We start from the raw sequence: 24,441 nt of genomic DNA, 5'->3' as shown, positions 1-24,441 counted from the left end.
CGGTGATGAGGATCCGTCGGTATCGTCGTCGGCGGCGCGCGAGCGCGGGACCCCCGCCCGCGCCGCGCGCCCCTGAACGAGAGGGACCTCCGTGAAGCATCGACGCCGCGCCCACCTGACCGCCGCACGCTCCGCACTGGCACTGTCGGCCCTGGCGCTGTCCGGCGTGCTGGCGCTCGCCGGCTGCTCCGCCCCCGCCGAGGACGCGAAGACCGAAGAGCCGACCTCTCCGCTGATCGACTACCTCGGTGCGCTCTACGGCGGGGACCTCTCGCCCGAGGAGCAGGAGGAGAAGTACAGGGAGCAGGACCGCAAGCGCGAGGAGCTCGTCGCGACCTGCATGCAGGAGTCGGGCTTCGACTACACCCCGAGCGTGCAGTCGGCGTCGTTCTCGTCGTCCGACGCCGACGCCTACAAGCCGGACGATCGCGAATGGGTCGCGCAGTACGGCTACGGCGTCGTCGACTCTCCCGGTCGCTACGACTCGGCCGAGCCGGAGGACGAGTACGTCGACGCCAACTCCGAGTACTACGACAGCCTCTCGGAGTCCGAGAAGGCGGCCTACTCCGAGGCGCTGCACGGCCCGGCGGAGCCGGAGGACGCCGCTGCCTCCGAGGACGGGTCGTACGAGTACGACTGGACGACGGCGGGCTGCTTCGGCGCCGCCCAGCACGAGCTCGAGGGGGAGGATCCGGCGTCGGCGGAGAAGCACAAGCCGGTGATGGACGCGCTGAACGAGTTCTACACCGATCTGCAGTCGGTCCCCGAGCTGGCGGATCTGGATGCGGCGTGGTCCGCCTGCCTGAGCGACGCGGGCTACCCCGGCTTCGCCGCCCCCTACGACGCCGTGAACTCGATCAGCGACAAGCTGACGGCGGTCTACGACGCGGCCGGCGACCAGGTGATCGAGCCCACCGACCCGAAGCTCGTCGCGGTGAAGGACGAGGAGATCGAGCTCGCCCTCGCCGATCTGGACTGCCGGGAGAAGACCGACTACTCAGCGGTGCACAAGAAGGTCCAGGACGCGCTGGAGCAGCAGTTCATCGACGACCACCGCGCCGAGCTCGACGCGCTGAAGGCCGACGCCGAGCAGGGCGAGTAGATGCGCGTTCCCCGCCGCTCGGGCTCCGGCGATCCGACGCCGTCCGACTCGGCGCCGACCGGTCGGCCGACCTCCGATCCGACACCGACCGATCCGCTCGACCTCCTCGCGGTCACCGGGCCCGCCGACGGTCCCGACAGCGGGTCCGACGCTCCGGGACGTCGCAGCCGCTTCGCCGCACTCGCCGCCGTCGTCTCGCGCAACCGCGTCCTCTGGATCGTGGCCGCCGCCGCTCTGCTGAGCCTCGTCGCGGGCCTGCTCGTCGGGAGGCTCGTGGTCTCGCCCGCCGAGGCCGCCGCGAACGCGGAACCGCCCGCCCCCGGCCTGATCACCGCGCCGGTCGAGTCCGGCGAGCTGAGCAACGACGTGACCCTCCGCGGCGAGGTGCGCTACGCGGACGCCGTCGAGGTGACCATCGACACGACGGGGATCCAGGGCGCGGCGGTGGTGACCGGTCAGGTCCCGGCGGCCGGCACCGAGCTGTCGCCGCTGTCGATCGCGCTGGAGATCGCCGGCCGCCCCGTCATCGTCCTCCCCGGCGATCTGCCGGCCTACCGGACCCTGCGGTTCGGGGTGTCCGGGCCTGACGTGGTGCAGTTCAAGTCGGCGCTGCGCGGCCTCGGGATCGACGCCGGCGACCCCGCCGACGACGTCTTCGACGAGACGGCCGCGAACGCGGTCACCGAGCTCTACGCCCAGGCCGGCTACGCGGCGCCCGCGACGCAGGAGGACGGCGAGGACGTCGTCCGCGCCGCCCAGGAGACGCTGCGCGCGGCCGAGCAGGGGCTTGTCGCCGCGCAGAAGGAGCTCGACGCCGCTCGGGCGGGCTCCTCGCCCGTCGAGGTCCGCGAGGCGGACAACGCGGTCGCGAGCGCACGACGCGAACTGGAGGCCGCCCGCGCGGCCGAGCCGCCGGACGGCCTCCGGATCGCGGACCTCGACGACGCGCTCGGCCTCGCCGAGCTCCGGCGGGCCCAGCTGGGTGCGAGCACCGACACCGGCGCCCAGCGCGGCGCCGTCGAGTCGGCGCAGTCCCAGGTGACGCAGGCGCAGGAGGACCTGACTCGAGCCCGCCAGTCCGTCCTGCCGGCGCTCCCCGCGGGGGAGGTGCTGTTCCTCACGTCGCTCCCGCGGCGGGTGGACGCCGTCACCGCCAAGCGCGGCGGCGTCCTGTCCGGGGCGGCGATGACGGTCTCCGGCGCGCAGGTCGAGCTCTCCGGCTCCGCCGCCGAGGCCGACGCGCGGCTGCTCTCGGTCGGCCAGAAGGCCTCGTTCGAGCTCCCTGACCGGTCGTCGCACGGCGCCACGGTGTCGGGCGTCGATCCCGCGAAGGACGGCAAGGGGCGCTGGACGGTGACGCTCACCCCCGATCCGCTCTCGCCCGAGCAGGTCGAGCAGCTGCGCGACACCAACGTCAAGGTCACGGTCGCGGTCGGAGCGACCGAGGGTGCCGTGCTCTCGGTCCCGGTCGCCGCGCTGTCCACCGGCTCCGGCGGCGAGAGCCGGGTCGAGGTCGTCGACGGTGATCCGCGCGATCCGGGCGCCGCCACCCGGCTCGTCGTCGTGACCACCGGTCTCGCCGCGAAGGGCGCGGTCGAGGTGTCGCCGGTGGACGGGACGCTCGACGAGGGCGACCTGGTCGTGGTCGGCCGGTGACCGCTCCGCTGGTCGAGCTGCGGGACGTCACCCGCTCGTTCCCCGGCCCGCCCGAGGTGCAGGCGCTGAAGGGCGTCAGCCTCCGGATCGACGAGGGCGACTACGTCTCGATCGTCGGCCCCAGCGGCTCGGGCAAGTCGACGATGCTGAACATCCTCGGGCTGCTCGACCGGCCGAGCGTCGGCGAGTACCGGCTCGACGGTGCGCTCACCGGAGCGCTCGACGAGAACACGCGCGCGGCCGTGCGGGCGCAGCGCATCGGCTTCGTGTTCCAGTCCTTCCACCTGCTGCCGCGACGCACGGTGCTCGAGAACGTGATGCTGCCGATGCTCTACAGCGGGACACCGCGGGCCGACCGCGAGGCGCGCGCCCGCGACGCCCTGCTCCGGGTGGGCCTCGGGCACCGGCTCGGCTTCCTGCCGACGACGCTCTCGGGAGGCGAGCGCCAGCGCGTCGCCGTGGCCCGCGCCGTGGTCGCCCGCCCGAGCCTCCTCCTCGCTGACGAGCCCACCGGCAATCTGGACGGCTCGACGACCGCGGACGTGATGCGGCTCTTCGAGGAGCTGACGGACACCGGACTCACCCTGGTCGTCATCACGCACGACCTCGCCGTCGCCCGGCGGGCGCGCCGGTGCCTCCGCATCGCCGACGGACGGATGCAGGAGGTGACCGCATGAGCCCGGCACTCGCGGCGCTGCGCCGGCGGCTCGGGCGCCGGCGACCGCGCTCGGCCGCCGCGTCCGCGCTGCTGCGGCCCGTCCGCCGAGCGGACCGCTTCACCGCCGCCGACCTGCTCGCCGAGGCCACCTCCGACATCGGCACGCGGCCGGCCCGGCTGGTGATGACCCTGCTCGGCACGGTGCTCGGCATCGGCGCCCTCGTCGCCACGATCGGCTTCGCGCAGACGACCGCCGACCAGCTCGCCCGCCGGTTCGACGCGTTCGCCGCCACCCAGGTCGTCGTGCAGCCGGCCGAGGCGAAGGACTCCACCGGGGACAGCGTCGCCACCGGGCGCCTGCCCTGGGACGCCGTCGACCGGGTGCTCCGGCTCGCCGGCATCGAGCAGGCGGCCCTCGTCGGCGAGGTGTCCCTCCGCGAGGGCGCGACCGTCACCGCCGTCCCCGTCAACGACCCCTCGGCGCCCGCCGCCGCCCCGCCGCGGGTGTTCGCCGCCTCCGCCGATCTCCTCGGCACCCTCGAGGGCGAGGTGACCGCCGGGCGGATGTTCGACTCCGGGCACGACGCGCGCGCCGACCGCGTCGTCGTCCTCGGCACCCGCGCGGCCGAGCGGCTCGGTGTCGAGCGCGTCGACTCCCGGCCGTCGATCCTGATCGACGGGGTCGCCTACTCGGTCCTCGGGATCTTCGCCGACGTCCAGGCCCGCGCCGAGCTGCTCGACGCGGTCGTCCTCCCCACCGGCACCGCGCGGGCCGACTTCGCGCTCGCGACGCCGGGAGACCTCCAGGCGCGCATCGACATCGGCGCCGGCCCGCAGGTCGCGGCGCAGGCACCGCTGACCCTCGCCCCGGACGCGCCCGACTCCGTCTCCGTCTCGGCGCCCGGCGGTCCGTCCGAGCTGGCCGGGGACGTCCGCGCCGACGTCGACCTCGTGTTCCTGATCCTCTCGGTGGTGGTGCTGCTCGCGGGCGGCGTCGGCATCGCCAACGTCACCACGCTGTCGGTGATGGAGCGCGTCGGCGAGATCGGCCTGCGCCGGGCGCTCGGCGCCACGCGACGCCGGATCGCGCAGCAGTTCGTCGTCGAGTCGGCCGTGATCGGCCTCCTCGGCGGTCTGCTCGGTGCGGCGACCGGCGTACTCGCGGTGCTCGCGGTCTCGCTCGCGCAGCAGTGGACCCCGGTGCTCGACCCCGGGGTGGCGTTCGGCGGCGCGCTCCTCGGCGCGCTGATCGGACTGCTCGCGGGCAGCGTGCCGGCGCGGCGCGCCTCCCGCATCGAGCCGATCGCGGCCCTCCGCGGGACGTGAGCGCCGCCGCCGGCGCCCGGGTCGCGATCGGGGCGCCGGCCCCGTTCCGCTGCCCGGGTGCCGCCGGAAGCGGCGACGCTCAGGCGTCGAGCGTCCAGCCCGGGCGCACCCAGTGGCAGGTGTAGCCGCCGGGGTGCTTCCGGAGGTAGTCCTGGTGCTCCTCCTCCGCGTCCCAGAACTCGCCGGCCGGCTGGACCTCGGTGACGACCGGGCCCGGCCAGCGGCCGGAGGCGTCGATCTCGGCGATCGTCTCGCGGGCGACGCGCTCCTGCTCGGGCGAGAGGGCGACGATCACGGAGCGGTAGCCCGTGCCGATGTCGTTGCCCTGCCGGTTCCGGGTGGTCGGATCGTGCGCCTGGAAGAAGAACTCGAGCAGGTCGCGGTACGAGGTCTTCTCGGGGTCGAACTCGATCTCCACCGCCTCGGCGTGGTCGCCGTGGTGGCGGTAGGTCGCGTTCGGAGTGGTCCCGCCGGAGTAGCCGGCACGGGTCTCGAAGACGCCCGGCAGGTCCCGGATCAGCTCCTGCAGGCCCCAGAAGCAGCCGCCGGCGAGGATCGCGCGCTCCTCGGCCATCAGACGGCGACCGTCTCGGACAGCGGCGAGTGACCGCCGGAGCGGGTGGCCGGAGCGGAGGGCAGTTGGGTGGACCGGGCGCGGGCGCCGGTGTCGTGCAGGGGAATGAGCATGGGTTCTCCTTGTCCTCGTCCATTCCACCACCTGAGCGCGGTCCTCGGGGGACCGGCGCAGGACCTAGCCGAGCAGCGTGTAGGTGGAGGCGTCCAGGTACACGGTGCCGTCGGTGCAGACCTCGATCGCGGCGGGCGCGCGGACGGCGGCATCGGCCGCGTCGATCACCTCGGCGACCAGGAACGTCGACGTCGCGGTCGGGCAGCCGAAGGCGCCGGGGGAGTGCCAGGCGACCCGGACGTCCGCCTGCGCCGCCGGAGCGAGGGCGAGCAGGCCGTCCGGGTTCGGGCCGTCGGCGGAGGCGACCGCGCCGAGGCGGCTGCCGTCGGCCCCGGCGGCGTAGACCCCGGGGATGCCGGCGAGCGTGCAGGTCCGGTCGGTCGTGTTCGTGAAGATCAGGTCGAAGGCGCTGCTCCCCGCGCCGGACGCGTCGGGGTCGGCGCGGTACTCGAGCGAGAGGTCGCTTCCGACGCAGCGGACGGTCGAGGGCTCGGGCGCAGGCTCGGGCGCCGGTGCCGGCGGCTGCGACGAGGTCGGCAGCGGGGCGGGAGTCTCGGATGCCGCCGTCGGCGCGGCGGTCGGCTCCGCGGTCGGGACGATCGAGGCGGGTGCCGACGCCGTCGCCGTGGGCGAGGCGGTGGGCGTCACCGTGGCCGTCGCGCTCGGCCGCGGCAGCGGCGAGGTGGAGGAGGCGATGTCGGCGCGCCCCGCGCAGCCGGTGACGAGGAGGCCGACCGCGGCGAGGGTCAGGGCCGCCGCGGCACCGCGGCGCAGGAGGTCGCTCATGGGCCGAGTCTGCCACCGCGGGGCGCGATCAGCAGCCCCGGACCGAGGGCCCCGGACCGACGGCCCTCGATCAGCTCCCGGTGTCCGCCAGGCGCCGGGACGCGGTGCTCATGTGCGCCTCCATCGCCCGCGCGGCGGCGGACGGGTCGCGGGCCTCGATCGCCTCGAGCACGGCGCGGTGCTCGGTGAAGGCGTCGAGGGCCTGCTCGGGGCTGCTGAGCGCGCGCTCGACCCAGAGTCGCAGCAGCGAGCGGATGGTCTGCAGCAGATCGCGCAGCACCACGTTCTCGGCGCTGACCGCGATCTGCAGGTGGAAGCGCACGTCGGCCTCGACGAACGCCGCGATGTCGTCGAGGTGCGACTCCATCGCCGCCAGATGCGCGCGCAGGCGCTCGAGTCCCTCGTCGTCGATCCGGAGCGCCGCCAGCATCGCGGCCTGCACCTCCAGGGTGCCGCGCACCTCGATCAGCTCGGCCGTGCGCCCCGCGGAGAGCATCAGGCCCCAGCTCAGCGTGGTCGGCAGAAGCTCGGAGGTGCTGTCGCGCAGGTAGGTGCCGGAGCCGGGCCGCACCGTGACGATGCCGAGGATCTCCAGCGCCGCGAGCGCCTCGCGCACCGCCGACCGGCCGACGCCGAGGCTCTCGGCGAGCTGGCGCTCCGGGGGGAGGCGGGACCCGGGCACGAGATCACCGCGGGTGAGCAGCGAGGTGAGCTGCTTGGCCACCTCGGCGACGGCGGTGCCGCGGGGGAGGACCTGCAGCTCCAGGCGCACGAGGGACGGATCGTCTTCGGGGTACGCCGGCATGGTCCGACCGTAGCAACCGCGCCGGCACCCCACCCGCAGCGACGCGACCGGAGAACCGGTTGACAAGCGGCACCCGGCACGGCATTCTCTAATTGGTCAACCGGTCAGCCAATTCCCCCGAAGGCGGCCCGAGCCCACCGCACCACCCAACACAGTCGTTGACACGGATCAGGAGATCGACGTGGACCTTCCCTCCCGCACAGGCGGAACCGCGACGGCGGACGCCGCCGTCGAGAAGAGCGCCATCAGGAAGGTGTCGATCCGGCTCGTGCCGTTCGTCGCCCTGATGTTCTTCATCAACTACCTCGACCGGACGGCCATCGGCTTCGCCGCGCCGAACGGCATGGAGGCGGACCTCGCCCTCTCGGCGGCCCAGTTCGGCTTCGCCTCGGGCGTCTTCTTCATCGGCTACATCCTGCTGGAGGTGCCGAGCAACCTCGCGCTGCACCGCTTCGGCGCTCGCCGCTGGCTCGCCCGCATCATGGTCAGCTGGGGCATCGTCGCGCTGCTCTTCACCTGGGTGCAGAACTTCGAGCAGCTCGTCGCCCTGCGCTTCCTGCTCGGTGTCGCCGAGGCGGGCTTCTTCCCGGGCGCGATCCTCTTCCTCAGCCTCTGGGTGCCGGCCAAGCACCGCTCGAAGATCCTCGCGCTCTTCTACCTGGCGCAGCCGCTCACGACGGTCATCGGCGCTCCGCTCGCCGGCCTGCTGATCGAGCAGGACGGCATCCTCGGCCTCGAGGGCTGGCGCTTCATGTTCCTCGGCGTCTCGCTGCCGGCGATCGTCATCGGTGTCATCGCCTGGTTCTACCTCAAGGACAAGCCCTCCGACGCGAAGTGGCTGACCCGCGAGGAGCAGGTCTGGCTCACCACCGCGCTCAAGCGCGAGGAGGACGTGAAGACCAAGGGCGTCACCACCCACCCCAAGATGTCGTCCGCTTTCAAGAGCGGCCGCGTCTGGATGCTGAGCTTCGTCTACTTCGGCTTCATTTACGGCCTCTACGCCCTCGCCTTCTTCCTTCCCACGATCATCGAGGGCTTCCAGGAGCAGTACGGCACCACCTTCGGCATCTTCGAGAAGGGCCTGATCACCGCGATCCCCTATGTGCCAGCGGCCATCGCCCTCTACCTCTGGTCGCGCGACGCCACCCGCCGCGGCGTCCGCACCTGGCACATCGTGATCCCCGCGATCGCCGGTGGCCTGTCCATCCCGCTCGCGCTCTTCGCCGGCTCCCCGGCGGCCACGATCGCCGTGATCACCGTCACCGCGATGGCGATCTTCTCGGCGCTGCCCAACTTCTGGACCTTCCCGACCCGGTTCCTCACCGGCGCGGCGGCCGCGGCGGGCATCGCGCTGATCAACACCGTCGGAAACCTGGCCGGCTTCTCGGCCCCGTACATCACGGGCGCCCTGAAGGACGCGACCGGCGGCTACGAGGTCCCGATGTTCATCGTCGGCTTCTTCCTGCTGCTCTCGGCCGTGCTGATGTCCCTGCTGGCGCGCCGCTACAAGGACGCACCGCTCGACGCCCCCAGCGTCGACGTGATCGCGCACTGAGCACCCCGCGCGATTTGCCGACCGTCCGACGCCCGACGCCCCTCCTCGAACAGGACTCCTGATGACCCGGCTCTACAACGACCCGTCCGACTTCGCCGACGAGATGATCGACGGCTTCGTCGCCGCGAACCGCCGCTTCGTGCGGCGGGTGCAGGGCGGCGTGGTGCGCTCGACCGTGAGTGCGCCCGGCTCGGTCGCCCTCGTGGTGGGCGGCGGCTCCGGCCACTACCCGGCGTTCGGCGGACTCGTCGGGCAGGGTCTCGCGCACGGCGCGGCGATGGGGAACCTCTTCGCCTCGCCGTCCGCGCAGCAGGTGCACTCGGTCGCCGCGGCGGCCGAGCACGGTGGCGGCGTGCTGCTGAGCTACGGCAATTACGCGGGCGACGTGCTGAACTTCGACGCGGCCGAGCGGCGCCTGCGCGACGAGGGGATCGACGTCCGCACCGTGACGGTGACGGACGACGTCTCGAGCGCGAGCGTCGCCGAGAAGCACAAGCGCCGCGGGATCGCCGGCGACCTGACGGTCTTCAAGGTCGCTGGCGCCGCCGCGGAGGAGGGTGCGTCGCTGGACGAGGTCGAGCGCATCGCCCGCCTCGCCAACGAGCGCACCCGCTCCTTCGGCGTGGCCTTCTCCGGCTGCTCGCTGCCCGGGGCGTCCGAGCCGCTGTTCACCGTTCCGGAGGGGCGGATGGCGGTCGGCATGGGCATCCACGGCGAGCCCGGGATCCGCGAGGACGACGTGCCGACGGCCGACGGTCTCGCCGAGCTGCTGGTCTCGTCCCTGCTCGCCGAGCTGCCCGACGGCGTCGACGCGGCCGAGGGCTCGCGCCTCGTCGTCGTGCTGAACGGGCTCGGATCGGTGAAGTACGAGGAGCTGTTCGTCGTCTACGCCGGCGTCGAGCGGCGCCTGCGCGAGCGCGGCCTCGAGGTGCTCGAGCCCGAGGTCGGCGAGCTCGTCACCAGCTTCGACATGGCCGGCGTCTCGCTCACCTTCTTCTGGGTGGACGACGAGCTGGAGCGCCTGTGGGCCGCGCCGGCCGAGGCGCCTGCGTATCGCAAGGGCTCGGTCCGCCCCGCCGAGCAGGCGGCGGTGACCGAGCAGGAGACGGCCGCGGTCGTCATCGGCGAGGCGAGCGACGACTCCCGCGACGCCGCCCGCACCGTGCTCGCCGCCCTCGAGGCGACGCAGTCCACGATCGACGAGAACGCCGACGAGCTCGGGCGGATCGACGCGGTCGCCGGCGACGGCGACCACGGCATCGGCATGCAGCGCGGCGTGCACGCGGCGGTCACCGCCGCCCGGGCCGCGCTCGAGGCCGGCGCCGGGGCGGGGACCGTGCTCGCCCACGCCGGCGACGCCTGGTCCGACCGGGCCGGCGGCACCTCCGGAGCGCTCTGGGGCGCCGCGCTCGCGGCGGTCGGCTCGGCGCTCGGCGACACCGCCGCGCCCACGGCCGCCGCGGTGGTCGAGGGCGTCGACGGCGCGCGCGCCGCGATCCTCCGCTTCGGCGCGACGCCGGGGGACAAGACGATGGTCGACTCCCTCGTGCCCTTCGCCGACGTCCTCGGCGAGGCCGTCGCCGCGGGCGACGAGCTGCCCGCGGCGTGGACCCGGGCCGCCGAGGCCTGCACCGCCGCCGCCGCCGCGACCGCGCGGCTGCTGCCGAGGATGGGCCGCGCCCGGCCGCACGCCGAGAAGAGCCTCGGCACCCCCGACGCGGGCGCGCACTCGCTCGGGCTGATCGTCACCGCGATCGGCGCGGTGCTGCGCTCCGGTGCCGCCGCCGCCCCCGGCTCTGTCGGCAGCGGCGCGTAGCGTCGACCCCGTCCCCGAATCCGCTTCCAGCAAGGAGAGAACACCCATGAGCGCACCCTTCCGCCTCGTCGTCGGCTCCGACGACGCCGGTCTCGACTACAAGGAGATCGTCAAGGCCGACCTGGAGAAGGACTCCCGCGTCGCGTCCGTCGTCGACGTCGGCGTCGACGCCTCGTCGCACACGCCCTACCCCAGCGTCGCCATCGCCGCCGCCGAGATGGTCGCCCGCGGCGAGGCCGACCGCGCGATCCTGATCTGCGGCACCGGGCTCGGCGTCGCGATCGCCGCCAACAAGGTGGCCGGCATCCGCGCCGTCACCGCGCACGACTCGTTCTCGGTCGAGCGCTCGATCCTCTCCAACGACGCGCAGGTGCTCTGCATGGGCCAGCGCGTCGTCGGCATCGAGCTGGCCCGCCGCCTCGCGAAGGAGTGGCTCGGCTACGAGTTCGACACGTCCTCCGCCTCCGCGGAGAAGGTGCGCGTGATCGAGGCGTACGAGGCCGGCAACCCGGTCGCCGACGACGCCGCCACGGTCGGCTCGTGCTGAGCCGCGCCGCCGGGGACGCCCCGGCGTTCACCGTCGGCGTGAGCCTCAAGATGTACTTCGGCCACGCGCGGACGCTCGAGTGGATGCGGCGCATCGCCGAGATCGCGCGGACGCACGAGGCGACCGCCTCCGGAGCCGTCGAGCTGTTCGTGGTGCCGACCTTCCCTGCGCTGGTGCCGGTCGGCGCCCTCGCGGCGGAGGCGGGCGTCGCGCTCGGTGCCCAGGACCTGTTCTGGGAGGACGCGGGAGCGTTCACCGGCGAGGTCAGCGGAGCGGAGCTGCGCGAGGTCGGCTGCCGGCTGGTCGAGATCGGCCACGCCGAGCGGCGCGCGCTCTTCGGCGACGACGACGAGCGCGTGCGCGCGAAGGTCGCGGCGGCGTTCCGCAACGACCTCGTGCCGCTGCTCTGCGTCGGCGAGACCGAGCGCGGCTCCGTCGAGGACGCCGTCGAGCTCGTGCTCGCGCAGATCGGCTCCGCCCTCGCGGACGCGGACGAGGCCGGCGCCGTCGGCCCGATCCTCGCCGCCTACGAGCCCGTCTGGGCGATCGGCGCCCCCCAGCCCGCCGAGCCGGCCTTCATCGCCGGCGTCGTCACCGCACTCGAGGCGGCCCTCGCGGAGCTGCCCGGCCGCGCCGGCAGCCGCGTCATCTACGGCGGCAGCGCCGGACCCGGGCTGCTGACCGCGCTCGAGGGCCGCGTGCCCGGGCTCTTCCTCGGCCGCTTCGCGCACGACCCCGAGGCGGTCGGCGCGATCCTCGACGAGGCGCTCGCCCTCGCCCGCTCCACCGAGGGGGCCCGCCCGTGAGCCGCCTCGGACTGAGCAGCTACGCCTTCTTCTGGCGCTCCTCCGACCGCGTCCCCGAGCCTCTCGGCGTCGAGGACATGGTCCGCGAGACCGCCGCCCTCGGCGTCGACCTGCTGCAGCTCTGCGACGTGCCGGCGCTCGAGGAGTACTCGGACGAGCAGCTCGGGTCATTGCGCACGGTCGCCGCCGCCGAGGGGGTCGCGCTCGAGCTCGGCACCCGCGGCACCGATCCCGCGCACCTGCGCCGCTGGCTCCGCCTGGCCCGCGCGCTCGACGTCGTGCTGCTGCGCAGCATGTGGACGTCGGGGGAGGACCGGCCGGACCGCGCCGAGACGCTGCGGCGCCTGCGCGAGATCGCGCCCGAGCTGGAGGAGGCCGGCGTCACGCTGGCCCTGGAGACGTACGAGCAGGTGAGCACCGCCGACCTCGTCGACGTGATCGCGACACTCGATCACCCGCGGATCCGGATCTGCCTCGACCCGGCGAACACCGTCGCGAACCTCGAGCTGCCGGCGGACGTCACCGCGCGCTGCGCGCCGTACGTCGCGAACTGGCACGTGAAGGACTTCGACTTCAGCCGCAATCCCGGCTGGGTCGGCTTCGTCTACACCGGCACGGCGCTCGGCGACGGCCGCCTCGACTACGACGGCATGCTCGCGCTGCTCCGGCCGGCCGAGCGCGGCATCACCCAGATCATCGAGTTCTGGCTCCCCTGGCAGGACACCGTCCCCGCCGCGGAGCAGGCGCTCGTCACCACGCGGCTCGAAGCCGAGTGGACCCGCACCACCCTCGACCAGCTCAGGAGAAGGAACTCATGACCGACACCACCGCCACCACCGCCCCGGGCACCGCCGCCTCCGCCCTCACCGTCGCCGTCATCGGCGCCGGCGGCAAGATGGGCATGCGGGTCTCGAACAACCTGCAGAAGTCCGACTACAACGCCCTCTACAGCGAGGCCTCGCCCGCCGGTCAGGAGCGCACCCGCGAGGCGGGCCGCGAGATCACCGCGACCCCGGACGCCGTGAAGGACGCCGACGTCGTCATCCTCGCCGTCCCCGACGTCGTGCTCGGCGCGGTCTCGGAGGACGTGATCCCGCAGATGAAGAGCGGCGCGATCATCCTCACCCTCGACCCGGCCGCCGCCTACGCGGGGCTGCTGGCGAAGCGCGAGGACATCCACTACGCCGTGGCGCACCCGTGCCACCCGTCAGTGTTCCTCGAGCGCACCACTCCGGAGGAGTGGGCCGACACGTTCGGCGGCATCGCGGCGCCGCAGGAGGTCGTCGCGGCCCTCGAGGACGCGGACGACGACGTGCGGGCCATCGCGGAGAAGGTCATCTCGACCATCTACGCGCCCGTCATCGCCGTGCACTGGGTGACCGTCAAGCAGCTCGCCGTGCTCGAGCCGACCCTGGTCGAGACGATCGCCTGCATGGTCGGCGAGTTCCTCAAGGAGGCGCTGGACGAGACCGTCAACGGCGTCGGCGTTCCCTACGAGGCGGCCCGCGCGATGCTCTACGGCCACACCTGGATCGCGCTGACCAACGGCCTGCGCGGCTCGAACCCGTTCTCCGAGGCGTGCCACATCGCCATGGGCTACGGCCGCGAGGCGCTCATCAAGGACGACTGGAAGAAGATCTTCGACGACTCGGAGCTCGACTCCGTCATCGCCAAGATGCTGAAGATCGACGCCGTCAAGCGCTGAGCGGCGGGGGCTGCGGGGTCTCGATACGCCGCTGCGCGGCTACTCGACCAGCATGAGAAGGACGCTGCGCGGCTACTTCATCAGCATGCAAGGGGCGAATCTCATGGTGGTCGAGTAGCCCTCGAGAAGGGCTGCCTCATGCTGATCGAGTAGCCCTCGCAGAGGGCGTATCGAGATCCGCCGTCGTCCGGTGGGTGGGTCTCGATACGCCGCTGCACGGCTACTCGACCAGCATGTCCTTCATGGTGATCGGGTAGCCCTCGAAGAGGGCGTATCGAGATCCGGGTCCTAGAGGCGGACGATCATCTTGCCGGTGTTGCCGCCGCGCATCATCGAGAGGAAGGCGTCGACCGCGTGGTCGATGCCGTCGACGACGGTCTCGTCGTAGGCGATGCTCCCCTCCTGGAACCAGCCGCCCATCAGGCGGTTGAACTCCGGGGCGTGGTCGAGGTACGCCGACAGGGTGAAGCCGCGCAGGGTCAGCGCGCGGGTGATGATGTTGGCCATGTTGTCGGGTCCGGCCGGCTTCTCGGTGCTGTTGTAGCCGGCGATCGCGCCGCAGAGCGCCGCGCGTCCGCCGTCGTTGAAGGCGTCGAGCGCCGCCTCGAGGTGGTCGCCGCCGACGTTGTCGAAGTAGACGTCGATGCCCTCGGGCGCCGCCGCGGCGAGCTGCTCGCGGACGGGACCGGCGTGGTAGTCGAACGCGGCGTCGTAGCCGTACTTCTCGGTCAGCAGCGCGACCTTCTCGGCCGAGCCGGCCGAGCCGATGACGCGCTTCGCGCCGAGCAGGCGCGCGATCTGGCCGGCCGCCGAGCCGACGGCTCCCGCGGCGCCGGAGACGAAGACGGTGTCGCCCTCCTTCAGCCCCGCGATGGTGGTGAGGCCGACGAAGGCGGTGAGGCCGGTCATGCCCAGGACGCCGAGTCGCAGCGACAGCGGGGCGTCGGGGATCTCGGGGACGACGCGGAACGCCGAGGTCTCCGCCTGCACGATGTCGCGCCAGCCGAGCTGGTGCAGCACGACGGCGCCGACCGGGAAGTCCGGGTCGCTCGACACGGTGACGCGGCCGATCGCACCGCCGGTCATCGTCTCGCCGAGTGCGTACGGCGGGGTGTAGCTCTTGACGTCGTTCATCCGACCGCGCATGTACGGGTCGACGGAGAGGAAGGCGTTCTCGACGCGGATCTCGCCGGCCGCGGGTTCGTCGTACTCGACCTGCGCCGTGCGGAAGTCCTCGGCGACGGGCCAGCCGACGGGGCGGCGGACGAGCTGGATCTGGGTGCTGGTGACGGTGGTCATGGAGCCTTCCGGGGGGTCGTGGGGGTGGGGATCAGGAGGCGGCGAGGCCGATGCCGAGCGCGAGGACCGCGAGCAGTCCGGGTGCCATCTGCGTGAGCGCCGCGCGCCGCTTGCCGGGGGAGGAGAGCAGCAGCACGAGGGCTGCGGCGACCATCGATCCGGTGCCGGTGAAGACGAGGGCGGCGCCGACGGCCGTGGCGCCCGAGGTGAGCACGATCACGCCGACGATCGTCACGATCGCGAGGAACAGGTTGTAGAAGCCCTGGTTGAAGGCGAGCTCCTTCGTCGACTCGGCCTCTCCGGCGGTGGTGCCGAAGGTGGAGCGGGCGCGCGGGGTCGTCCAGAGCAGCGACTCGAGCACGAAGATGTAGACGTGCAGCAGCGCCGCGAGGGCGGCGAGAACGAGTCCGGTGACGATCACGACGGGACCTCCTGATTGTGTATCGCTCGGTTCACTACCGAACGGCCTCACTCTATACTGGAACGACTGGTTCACAACAGTCCGGTTCTTTCCGGCAGTCAGCAGAGGGAGTCGCCGTGGGACGCACGCAGAGCTTCGACACCGACCAGGTGGTCCGGTCGGCGCGCTCCGTCTTCTGGGACCGCGGCTTCGAGGAGGCGTCACTGCCCGAGCTCGAAGCGGCGACCGGACTCGGCCGGTCCAGCCTGTATCACGCGTTCGGCAGCAAGCGCGGGCTCTTCGACGCGGCGGTGCAGAGCTACCTCGACGAGATCGTGCGGCCGAGGCTGGAGCCGCTGACGCGCGACGAGGTCTCGCCGACGGCCCTCGGGGACTACTTCTCGGGGCTGCGGGACGCGCTCGCCGATCCGCGAACCGTGTCGGCGCAGAGCGGGTGCCTCCTCCTCAACGCGGCAGGGGCGCCGATCGCGCGCGACGACGCGGTGCGCGAGGTGATCGCGGAGTACCGGGCGGAGCTGCAGCGGGCGATGCTCGCGGGGGCGGCGGCGCGGTGGCCGGGGGAGCCCGCCGAGTGGCGGGGGCGGCAGGCGGGGGTGCTGGTGTCGCTGCTGGTGACGGCGCTGGTGCTGGCGCGGGTCGATCCGGGGCAGTCGGTGGCGACGGCGGAGTCGGCGCTCGGGCTGGTGCGGGGGGACTGACGGCCCCGGGTGCTGACTGCTGGCGTGCTCGTCGCTTCGCGACATCGCTTCGTCGGTGCGAACGGGGTGGTCCCGGCACCTCGTCGCGGCTCCTTCCCGCGCGCCTGCGGCGCGCCCGCCAGGCCCGAGCCAGGAGCCGCGACGAGGCACCACGACCACCCCTCCGGTCGGAGGAGGTGGCGGCGGCCGTGTGCTCGGGCCGGAGGGGAACGCCAGGGATCGGGCGGCGTGGGCGGATGTTCGGCTCGTGGAACCGCGTTCGGCTTGCGGGAACGGGCCGACTCGACGTGCCGAGGGGTGTTCCGCGTGCCGGAGGTAGCCAGTGGGGACCTTCGGCTCGCGGATCGAGGGTCGGCTCGTGGAATCCAAGGGTTTCGGCGTGCCGGGGTTGGGTTCGCGTGCCGGAGGTGGCGGCGCCGCGGGTTCGGCTCGTGGAAGTGCGTCTGGCTCGCGGGAGCGGGCTGTTCCGACGTGCCGAGGGTCGTTTCGCGTGCCGGAGGTGGCGGGGCGGCGGGTTCGGCTCGTGGAAGTGCGTTCGGCTCGCGGGGTCGGCCCGTTCGGGCGTGCTGAGGCTCGTTTCGCGTGCCGGAGGTGGCGGGGCGGCGGGTTCGGCTCGTGGAAGTGCGGCCGGCTCGCGGATCGGGCTGTCCCGACGTGCCGAGGCTCGTTTGGCGTGCCGGAGGTGACGGGCCGGGCGGTTCGGCTCGTGGAATGACGTTCGGCTCGCGGAATCGGGCCGCTTCGGCGTGCCGGAGGTGGTTTCGCGTGCCGGAGGTGCGGGGCGGGCGGGTTCGGCTCGTGGAATCACGTTCGGCTCGGGGAATCCGGGGGAGTCGGCGTGCCGGGGGTGGGTTCGCGTGCCGGAGGTGGTGGTACGGAGTCCCGGTACGACGAAGGGCCGACGGGGAGGTCCCCCGCCGGCCCTCAGGAGGGGTGCGTCAGTCGGTGCCGGCGTCGAAGGCGGCGCCCTCGGAGGCGAGGTCGGTGGCGCGGCCGAGGGCGTCGGCGGCGGCGGAGCCGTTGCCCTCGGTGATCGCCTCGGACTCGCCGATCTCGAGGTGGCCGACCAGCTCGGCGGTCGAGCCGCCGACCAGGCCCGCGGCGGCGTACTGCTCGAGGCGCGAGCGGGAGTCCGCGATGTCGAGGTTGCGCATGGTCAGCTGGCCGATGCGGTCCTCGGGGCCGAACGCGGCGTCGCCGACGCGCTCCATCGACAGCTTGTCGGGGTGGTAGCTCAGCGCGGGGCCGGTGGTGTCGAGGATCGTGTAGTCGTCGCCGCGGCGCAGGCGCACGGTGACCTCGCCGGAGACGGCGGAGCCGACCCAGCGCTGGATGGACTCGCGCAGCATCAGCGACTGCGGGTCGAGCCAGCGGCCCTCGTACATCAGGCGGCCGAGGCGGCGGCCCTCGGAGTGGTACTGCGCGATGGTGTCCTCGTTGTGGATCGCGTTCAGCAGGCGCTCGTAGGTCAGGTGCAGCAGCGCCATGCCGGGCGCCTCGTAGATGCCGCGGCTCTTGGCCTCGATGATGCGGTTCTCGATCTGGTCGGAGTTGCCCAGGCCGTGGCGTCCGCCGATCGCGTTGGCCTCGAGGACGAGGGCGACCGGGTCCGAGTACTCGACGCCGTTGAGCGCGACCGGCCGGCCGGCCTCGAAGCGGACGCTGACCGTCTCGGCGGCGATCTCGACGTCCTCGCGCCAGGCGGCGACGCCCATGATCGGCTCGACCAGCTCCATGCCGCTGGAGAGCTCCTCGAGGCGCTTGGCCTCGTGGGTGGCGCCCCAGATGTTCGCGTCGGTGCTGTACGCCTTCTCGGTGGCGTCGCGGTACGGGAAGCCGCGGGCGACGAGCCACTCCGACATCTCGGTGCGGCCGCCGAGCTCGTTGACGAACTGCACGTCGAGCCAGGGCTTGTAGATCCGCAGGCGCGGGTTGGCCAGCAGGCCGTAGCGGTAGAACCGCTCGATGTCGTTGCCCTTGTAGGTGGAGCCGTCGCCCCAGATGTCGACGCCGTCCTCGCGCATCGCGCGGACCAGCAGGGTACCGGTGACGGCGCGGCCCAGGGGGGTGGTGTTGAAGTAGGTCTTGCCGCCGGAGCGGATGTGGAAGGCGCCGCACTGCAGCGCGACGAGCCCCTCCTCGACGAGGGCGCTCTTCGCGTCGACGAGGCGCGAGATCTCGGCGCCGTACTGCGCGGCGCGCGCGGGCACGCTGTCGATGTCGGGCTCGTCGGCCTGGCCGATGTCGGCGGTGTAGGTGCAGGGCACCGCGCCCTTCTCGCGCATCCAGGCGACCGCGACCGATGTGTCGAGCCCTCCCGAGAATGCGATTCCGACGCGCTCGCCCACGGGCAGACTGTTCAAGACCTTCGACATGGCTCCGATTTTAGGAGACTCGCGGGGGTCCTCGTGACGCGGCCGGCCGCACGACATCTGTTGGGTAGTTCTACCCAAAAGGATGGACGGGCGGGGAGGGCGCGTGGGAGGCTCCGCCTGGCCCGCTCGACGATGCGCGGGCCTCCTCTGCATCCGCACTGTGAAAGGCGCTTCATGCCACAGCCCCCCGCCCGCCGCCTCGCAGCACTCACGCTCGCGTGCCTCCTCGCGGCGGGAGGTGCCGCCGCGCTCGCTCCGACCGCGTCCGCGCTCTCGTCCTCGGTGGCGGACCCGACGGACACTCCGACGCCCACCCCGACGCAGGAGCCGACTCCGACGCAGGAGCCGACTCCGACGCAGGAGCCGACTCCCGAGCCGACGCCGACGCCGACCGCGACGCCCGAGCCGACGCCCACCGCGACGCCGACTCCGACGGCCACTCCGACCGTCACGCCCACCGCCACTCCCACGGCGACGCCCACTGCCACTCCGACCTCGACCCCGCGCCCGACGCGGACGCCGACGCCGACCCCCACTCCGACGCAGCCCCCGGCCGCGGCGACCGACCGCCTCGCCTCCGACTCGACTCTCACCGCCGGTCAGCGGATCGTCTCGCGCAACGGCCAGTTCCGCTTCGTGATGCAGACCGACGGCAACGCGGTCGTCTACGACGCCGCGGGCCGCTCGACCTTCAGCACCGGCACGTCCGGCACCGGCAACCGCATCACGATGCAGGCCGACGGCAACCTCGTCGTCTACACGACGGCGAACCGCGCGCTCTGGCAGTCGGGCACCGGCGGCAACCCCGGCGCGTTCCTGGTGATGCAGAACGACGGCAACCTCGTCGTCTACCGCACCAACGGCACCCCCGCCTGGGCGACCTCCTACCAGGCCGCTCCGCCGGCCGTCGTCGGCGACACCCTCCGCGGTGGCGCCGAGCTGCGTGCCGACCAGCAGATCACCTCGACCGACTCGCGCTCGCGCGCGGTCATGCAGGGCGACGGCAACTTCGTCGTCTACAGCGGCGGCTCCGCACGCTGGAGCGCCGGCACCTCGGGCGCGGGCAACCGCCTCGCGATGCAGGGCGATGGCAACGCGGTCGTCTACTCCGCCGGCGGCGGAGTGCGCTGGCAGTCGGGCACCTCGGGCAACCCGGGTGCGCGCATGGTCATCCAGAACGACGGCAACCTCGTCATCTACGCGGCCTCGGGCCGTGCCGTGTGGTCGAGCTACACCCCGCCCGCGCCGCCGGCGCCCGTGATCCGCGACGTGCTGAACGGCGGCGGCGAGATCCGCTCCGGCCAGCAGCTCGTCTCGAGCGACGGCGGCTCGCGCGCCGCGATGCAGAGCGACGGCAACTTCGTCGTCTACCGCGGTGGCGAGGTCCGCTTCTCCACCGGCACGTCCGGCAGCGGCAACCGCCTCGCGATGCAGACCGACGGCAACGCGGTGGTCTACTCGGCTGGCGGCGCTGTGCGCTGGCAGTCGGGCACCTCGGGCAACCCGGGCGCGCGCATGGTCATGCAGAACGACGGCAACCTGGTGATCTACTCGGGCAACCGCGCCGTGTGGTCGAGCTACACGCCGCCGGCGCCGCCCGCGCCGCCGGCTCCGGCCCCGCCCGCGTCGGGTAACGGTCAGAGCCAGCTGAACGGCAACAACAACCTGTACGGCAACCAGAACCTGGTCGCCGGCGAGTTCCGCGCCGCCATGCAGTCGGACGGCGTCTTCGCGGTCTACGGCGCCGGACCACTGCTGCGCTGGAACGCCGGCGTCTCCGGGGCGGGCAACTACCTCGCTATGCAGACCGACGGCAACGCCGTGATCTACTCGAGCGGCGGGTCCGTCCGCTGGCAGTCGGGGACCTCCGGCAACCCGGGCGCCCGCATGGTGATGCAGACCGACGGCAACCTCGTCATCTACAGCACCGGCGGGCGAGTGCTCTGGCAGACGAACACCAGCCGGCCGCCGTACCCGGGCAACGACCCGAAGGACTGCAGGGACTTCCGGTCTCAGGCTGAGGCGCAGGCCTGGTACCAGGCGCACTTCCTCGACTACGGGGACATCGCCCGCCTGGACGAGAACCGACCTCCGAACGGCGTCGCCTGCGAGGACTACAAGTACTGACAATCGATCGACGTCGAAGGCCGTCTCCCGAACTCGGGAGGCGGCTTTCGCCATGTGCCGGGTCGTGAAGCAAGCACTGTGCGACGACAGTCTCTGCCGGGGCGCAGCGAGCTTCCCGCCGTGTCAGGATGCCGTGTCCGCACCGATGCGCTCCCGTTCGAAAGGCCCTCGCCCGTGTTTTTGCCCCCTCGGAGCCGCCTCGCGGCCGCCGTCCTCGCCGCCGTCGTCGTCTCCGCCTCCGGGGTCGCCGCGGCGCCCGTCCTCGCCGCGCCCGCCACGTCGTTCTCCGTGGTCCGCCTCGCCGCCGCCGTCACGGTCGGCGACACCCTCGCGCCCGGCACCGCCCTCCACGTGGACGAGCAGCTCGCCTCGGCGAACGGGCAGTACCGCCTGGTCATGCAGGGCGACGGCAACGTCGTGCTCTACTCCGCGTCGGGCGGCGTCGAGTGGACGACCGGCACTCGCGGGTCGGGCAACTACTTCACCTTGCAGAACGACGGCAACATCGTCGTCTACACCGAGGGCGGCGCGCCGCTGTGGGCCAGCGACTCCAGCGGTCACGAGCAGCCCGACCGGCTCGTGCTGCAGGACGACGGCAATCTCGTCTCCTACGCGCGCTTCGACGGCGGCGGGCCGCTGTGGTCGAGTCGCGGCGCCGACACGCTCGGCTCCGACCGGCGCCTCGAGCGCGGCCAGTCGATCACCTCGCAGAACGGTGCCTACCGGACCGTCTTCCAGCGTGACGGCAACCTGGTCACCTACGGCCCGAACGGCGTGCGCTGGAACGCGGAGACCAGCGGCGGCCTGCGCCTCCTGATGCAGGCCGACGGCAACCTCGTCATCGACGACTTCTACCGACCCCTCTGGTTCACCGGCACGGGCGGCAATGCAGGCGCCCGCCTGGTCATCCAGAACGACGGCAATCTCGTGATCTACTCGACCGCGGGCCGTGCGCTCTGGTCGAGCGATGCCGCCGCGCCGGCTCCGGCGAAGCGCGACACCCTCACCGCGGGCCAGGAGCTCGCGGTCGGCGAGCAGCTGACCAGCGCGGATGAGCGGTTCCGTGCCGTCCTGCAGGGCGACGGGAACTTCGTGCTCTACGACATGGTCGTCAGCACCATCGACGACAGCGGTGTCCGCCGCGACAAGGTGATCTGGAGCAGCGGCACCTCGGGAGCAGGCAACCGCCTCGTGCAGCAGACCGACGGCAACGTCGTGATCTACAGCGCCGGTGGCCGCGCGCTGTGGCAGACCGGGACCTCGGGCAACCCTGGAGCCCGCTTCGTGCTGCAGAACGACGCGAACCTCGTCGTGTACAGCGCGAGCGGTCGGGCGCTCTGGACGTACCAGCAGCCGGGGACGTTCTACTTCTTCCCGGTCCTGTAGGGGGCGGCCGGACGATCCCGCAGTGCGGCGGCAGCCGGAAGGGCAGGGCGCGACAGCGCGCCTTCATGCTGGTCGAGTAGCCCCGGAGGGGCGTATCGAGACCCGGCGTGTTCAGCAGGGTGGGTCTGCAGGCTCGGCTTCGGGCGGTGGTGGATCTCGATACGCCCGCTGTGCGGGCTACTCGATCAGCATGCAAGCGGTGCGGCGAGCATGGTGGTCGTGGCCCTCATCGTGGTCGAGTAGCCCCGGAGGGGCGTATCGAGACCCGGCGTGTTCAGCGGGGTGGGTCTGCAGACTCGGCTTCGGCGGCGGGGGCTCCGGCGCGCAGGCCGACTGCGGGGAGGAGCACGTTGTCGACGAGGGAGATCAGGTAGTCGCGGTCGACGGGCTCGCGCATCAGGAGCACGCGGTAGGAGACCATCGACGGGGTCAGGACGGCGAGCATGTCGACGTCGACGTCGGCCGGGATCTCGCCGCGGTCGATGGCGCGGCGCAGCAGCGTCCGGTTGGCGCGGGCGCGCGGCTCGACGATGGCCTGGCGGACGGCGTCGGCGAGCTCCGGGGCCTTCGAGATCATCGCGACGACGCCCGACATGATGCGGAGCTTGCGCTCGGCGTCCTCGATCGCGCGCGGGCGGATCAGGGCGACCAGGTCGCCGCGCAGGGTGCCGGTGTCGGGGAGCGCGTCCTGGTCGAGGTCGGCGCCCTTCAGGCAGGCGACGGCCTCGAGCACGAGCTCAGCCTTCGACTCCCAGCGGCGGTAGAGCGTGGCCTTGCCGGCCTTCGCGCGGGCGGCGACCATGTCGATCGTCATGCCGTCGTAGCCGGTCTCGGCGAGCACGTCGAGGGCGGCGGTGAGGATCTCGCCGTCGCGGTTCGGGTTGCGGCGGCGGCCGGGGCGTGCCGGGGCGTCGCAGGTGGCGGCGGGGGGAGTGGGCGGCGTCATCGCGGCTTCTCCAATCGGTTCGGGAGGGCCGTGCGAACGGCCCGTGTGAACACCATGCTAATTGAAGAACTCCGCAGTTCCGAAACTAGCGAGTCTCGTATATGGTCTCCTCCATGTCGCAGACCACATCACTGCCGGAGTCCGCCGCCCCCGCGGTTCCGGCCCCGTCCTCCCGCCGCTGGTGGACGCTCGTCGCCGTCGGGCTCGCCCAGCTCATGGTCGTGCTCGACTCCACCGTCGTGAACATCGCCCTCCCCGCCGCCCAGGCCGACCTCGGCTTCTCGGACGGCGACCGCCAGTGGGTCGTCACCGCCTACTCGCTCGCCTTCGGCAGCCTCCTGCTGCTCGGCGGGCGCCTCTCCGACCTGATCGGCCGCAAGCGCACCTTCGTCATCGGCCTGATCGGCTTCGCGATCGCCTCCGCGCTCGGCGGAGCCGCCCCCAACTTCGAGCTGCTCATCGCGGCCCGCGCCCTGCAGGGCGTGTTCGGCGCCCTCCTCGCGCCGACCGCCCTCGCCGTGCTCACCACCACCTTCACCGTCCCGAAGGAGCGCGCCCGCGCGTTCGGCGTCTTCGGCGCGATCGCGGGGGCCGGCGGCGCGGTCGGCCTCCTCCTCGGCGGCGTGCTGACCGAGAGCTTCGACTGGCGCTGGAACCTCTACATCAACGTCGTGATCGCGGTCGTCGCGGTCATCGGCGCGATCGTCTTCGTGCCGACCATCGACCGGGTCGGCCCGCGCCCGCGGCTCGACGTGCCCGGGACGATCCTCGTCTCGGCCGCCCTCTTCGGCCTGGTCTTCGGCTTCGCCAACGCGGAGACCGACGGCTGGGACTCGCCGATGACCTGGGTGCCGCTCGCCGCGGCCGTCGTGCTCCTCGTCGGCTTCGTGCTCCGCCAGCGCAGCACCGAGCACCCGCTGCTGCCGCTGCAGATCGTGCTGGACCGCGACCGCGGCGCCGCGTACCTCTCGGTGCTGATCGCCGGCGCGGGGATGTTCGGGATCTTCCTCTTCGTCACCTACTACCTGCAGGTCTCGCTCGGCTACTCGCCGATCCAGACCGGGCTGTCGTTCCTGCCGATGATCGGGATGCTCGTGCTCGCCGCGCAGCTCTCGACCAACCTGCTGCTGCCGCGCTTCGGACCGAAGATCATGGTGACCTTCGGCATGCTGCTCGGCGTGGTCGGCATGCTGCTGCTCACCCGCCTCGACCTCGACAGCGGCTACGCGGCCGACGTGCTGCCGGCGCTGATGGTGCTCGGCTTCGCGATGGGCTCGATCATGCCCGGCTCGATGCAGACCGCCACCCGCGGAGTCGACATGCGCTTCGCCGGCGTCGCCTCGGCGATGGTCAACACCAGCCAGCAGGTCGGCGGCTCGATCGGCACCGCGCTGCTGAACACGCTCGCGGCGACGGCGGTCACCGACTACCTCCTCAGCCACACCCCGACCACGGCGGCGACCGCGGCGGAGGCCGCCGTGCAGAGCTACGCGGTCGCCTACGGCTGGGGCGCGGGCTTCTTCGCCCTCGGCGCGGTGCTCTCGGTGCTGCTGTTCCGCCGCCGCTCGGCGGGCCTGGCGGTCTCGTCCGGGGCGTCCGCGGAGCCGGTGCTCGCGCACTGATCCGCCGAGTCGCGCGGCCCCTTCCACGACCGTCCGACAGGGCGGGCCGGGGGAGGGGCCGCCTCGTCGTGCGGCCGTGATCGGATCGTGAGAACGCCGTCGGCGGGCCGTCGTGCG

General features: G+C 72.8%; 21 protein-coding genes. 14 read left to right on the top strand and 7 right to left on the bottom strand.

Features of this window, described 5'->3' with window-relative positions; genetic code table 11:
- The first annotated feature begins 91 nt into the window (after window positions 1-91).
- From MT351_RS16025 to MT351_RS16010, 4 genes are read left to right on the top strand one after another with little or no spacing between them, the layout of a single operon-like run.
- A complete protein-coding gene (locus tag MT351_RS16025) occupies window positions 92-1,102 on the top strand; it encodes a hypothetical protein (protein ID WP_132438459.1) in 1,011 nt (336 codons plus the stop codon).
- Window positions 1,103-2,758 carry a TolC family protein gene (locus MT351_RS16020; protein WP_207901650.1) on the top strand — a complete coding sequence of 552 codons (1,656 nt, stop codon included), beginning with the start codon at window positions 1,103-1,105 and terminating at the stop codon, window positions 2,756-2,758.
- Window positions 2,755-3,435, top strand: coding sequence for an ABC transporter ATP-binding protein (locus MT351_RS16015; RefSeq protein ID WP_123735953.1), 681 nt, complete (start codon window positions 2,755-2,757; stop codon window positions 3,433-3,435). Before MT351_RS16020 ends, MT351_RS16015 begins: the two co-directional genes overlap by 4 nt.
- Entirely contained in the window at window positions 3,432-4,742 is a 1,311-nt protein-coding gene (locus MT351_RS16010; protein ID WP_123735952.1) for an ABC transporter permease, read from the top strand. The genes MT351_RS16015 and MT351_RS16010 overlap by 4 nt, the downstream gene beginning before the upstream one ends.
- Window positions 4,743-4,821: 79 nt before the next feature.
- Here the strand turns inward: MT351_RS16010 and msrA are convergent, their stop codons facing one another.
- The 3 genes from msrA to MT351_RS15995 form a co-directional block, all read right to left on the bottom strand.
- A complete protein-coding gene (gene msrA, locus MT351_RS16005) occupies window positions 4,822-5,316 on the bottom strand; it encodes a peptide-methionine (S)-S-oxide reductase MsrA (RefSeq protein WP_123735951.1) in 495 nt (164 codons plus the stop codon).
- A 177-nt stretch (window positions 5,317-5,493) separates the two neighbouring features.
- Complete coding sequence (locus MT351_RS16000; RefSeq protein ID WP_243582642.1) at window positions 5,494-6,216, bottom strand: DUF4232 domain-containing protein; 723 nt, start codon at window positions 6,214-6,216, stop codon at window positions 5,494-5,496.
- A gap of 70 nt (window positions 6,217-6,286) precedes the next feature.
- Complete coding sequence (locus tag MT351_RS15995) at window positions 6,287-7,021, bottom strand: FadR/GntR family transcriptional regulator (RefSeq protein ID WP_123735949.1); 735 nt, start codon at window positions 7,019-7,021, stop codon at window positions 6,287-6,289.
- Between the two features lie 286 nt (window positions 7,022-7,307).
- Between MT351_RS15995 and MT351_RS15990 the strand changes: the two genes are divergently transcribed.
- The 6 genes from MT351_RS15990 (at window position 7,308) to MT351_RS15965 (ending at window position 13,450) form a co-directional block, all read left to right on the top strand.
- Window positions 7,308-8,576, top strand: coding sequence for an MFS transporter (locus tag MT351_RS15990; protein ID WP_221181106.1), 1,269 nt, complete (start codon window positions 7,308-7,310; stop codon window positions 8,574-8,576).
- 61 nt (window positions 8,577-8,637) lie between these two features.
- Complete coding sequence (locus tag MT351_RS15985) at window positions 8,638-10,392, top strand: dihydroxyacetone kinase family protein (RefSeq protein WP_132438456.1); 1,755 nt, start codon at window positions 8,638-8,640, stop codon at window positions 10,390-10,392.
- A 46-nt stretch (window positions 10,393-10,438) separates the two neighbouring features.
- On the top strand, window positions 10,439-10,939 hold the full coding sequence (locus MT351_RS15980; RefSeq protein ID WP_127887006.1) for a ribose-5-phosphate isomerase: 501 nt from the start codon (window positions 10,439-10,441) through the stop codon (window positions 10,937-10,939).
- Complete coding sequence (locus tag MT351_RS15975; RefSeq protein WP_243582641.1) at window positions 10,933-11,745, top strand: triose-phosphate isomerase family protein; 813 nt, start codon at window positions 10,933-10,935, stop codon at window positions 11,743-11,745. Before MT351_RS15980 ends, MT351_RS15975 begins: the two co-directional genes overlap by 7 nt.
- Window positions 11,742-12,563 carry a sugar phosphate isomerase/epimerase gene (locus MT351_RS15970; RefSeq protein ID WP_243582640.1) on the top strand — a complete coding sequence of 274 codons (822 nt, stop codon included), beginning with the start codon at window positions 11,742-11,744 and terminating at the stop codon, window positions 12,561-12,563. The genes MT351_RS15975 and MT351_RS15970 overlap by 4 nt, the downstream gene beginning before the upstream one ends.
- Window positions 12,560-13,450, top strand: coding sequence for a phosphogluconate dehydrogenase C-terminal domain-containing protein (locus tag MT351_RS15965; RefSeq protein ID WP_123735945.1), 891 nt, complete (start codon window positions 12,560-12,562; stop codon window positions 13,448-13,450). The genes MT351_RS15970 and MT351_RS15965 overlap by 4 nt, the downstream gene beginning before the upstream one ends.
- 288 nt (window positions 13,451-13,738) lie before the next feature.
- On the opposite strand, the gene MT351_RS15960 is transcribed toward MT351_RS15965, so the two are convergent.
- Complete coding sequence (locus MT351_RS15960) at window positions 13,739-14,749, bottom strand: NADP-dependent oxidoreductase (protein ID WP_243582639.1); 1,011 nt, start codon at window positions 14,747-14,749, stop codon at window positions 13,739-13,741.
- Between the two features lie 31 nt (window positions 14,750-14,780).
- Window positions 14,781-15,170: a DUF1304 domain-containing protein gene (locus MT351_RS15955; RefSeq protein WP_243582638.1), complete on the bottom strand. Its 390-nt coding sequence runs from the start codon at window positions 15,168-15,170 to the stop codon at window positions 14,781-14,783.
- Between the two features lie 116 nt (window positions 15,171-15,286).
- Between MT351_RS15955 and MT351_RS15950 the strand changes: the two genes are divergently transcribed.
- Window positions 15,287-15,868, top strand: coding sequence for a TetR/AcrR family transcriptional regulator (locus tag MT351_RS15950; RefSeq protein ID WP_243582637.1), 582 nt, complete (start codon window positions 15,287-15,289; stop codon window positions 15,866-15,868).
- Window positions 15,869-16,806: 938 nt separating this feature from the next.
- On the opposite strand, the gene argG is transcribed toward MT351_RS15950, so the two are convergent.
- A complete protein-coding gene (gene argG / locus MT351_RS15945) occupies window positions 16,807-18,243 on the bottom strand; it encodes an argininosuccinate synthase (RefSeq protein WP_123446074.1) in 1,437 nt (478 codons plus the stop codon).
- 174 nt (window positions 18,244-18,417) lie between these two features.
- Here argG and MT351_RS15940 point away from each other — a divergent pair, with 174 nt between their 5' ends.
- Complete coding sequence (locus MT351_RS15940) at window positions 18,418-20,370, top strand: hypothetical protein (RefSeq protein WP_243582636.1); 1,953 nt, start codon at window positions 18,418-18,420, stop codon at window positions 20,368-20,370.
- 174 nt (window positions 20,371-20,544) lie between these two features.
- On the top strand, window positions 20,545-21,756 hold the full coding sequence (locus MT351_RS15935) for a hypothetical protein (RefSeq protein ID WP_243582635.1): 1,212 nt from the start codon (window positions 20,545-20,547) through the stop codon (window positions 21,754-21,756).
- Between the two features lie 274 nt (window positions 21,757-22,030).
- On the opposite strand, the gene MT351_RS15930 is transcribed toward MT351_RS15935, so the two are convergent.
- A complete protein-coding gene (locus tag MT351_RS15930) occupies window positions 22,031-22,702 on the bottom strand; it encodes a TetR/AcrR family transcriptional regulator (RefSeq protein WP_243582634.1) in 672 nt (223 codons plus the stop codon).
- Between the two features lie 113 nt (window positions 22,703-22,815).
- Between MT351_RS15930 and MT351_RS15925 the strand changes: the two genes are divergently transcribed.
- The gene (locus MT351_RS15925; protein ID WP_243582633.1) at window positions 22,816-24,324 is read left to right on the top strand and encodes an MFS transporter; all 1,509 of its coding nucleotides are present in this window, start codon (window positions 22,816-22,818) and stop codon (window positions 24,322-24,324) included.
- Window positions 24,325-24,441: the final 117 nt, after the last annotated feature.

Origin of the sequence: Rathayibacter sp. VKM Ac-2926 (genome assembly GCF_022815565.1) — a bacterium.
GTDB lineage: Bacteria > Actinomycetota > Actinomycetes > Actinomycetales > Microbacteriaceae > Rathayibacter > Rathayibacter festucae.
This window is presented reverse-complemented; position numbering and strand designations above follow the sequence as displayed.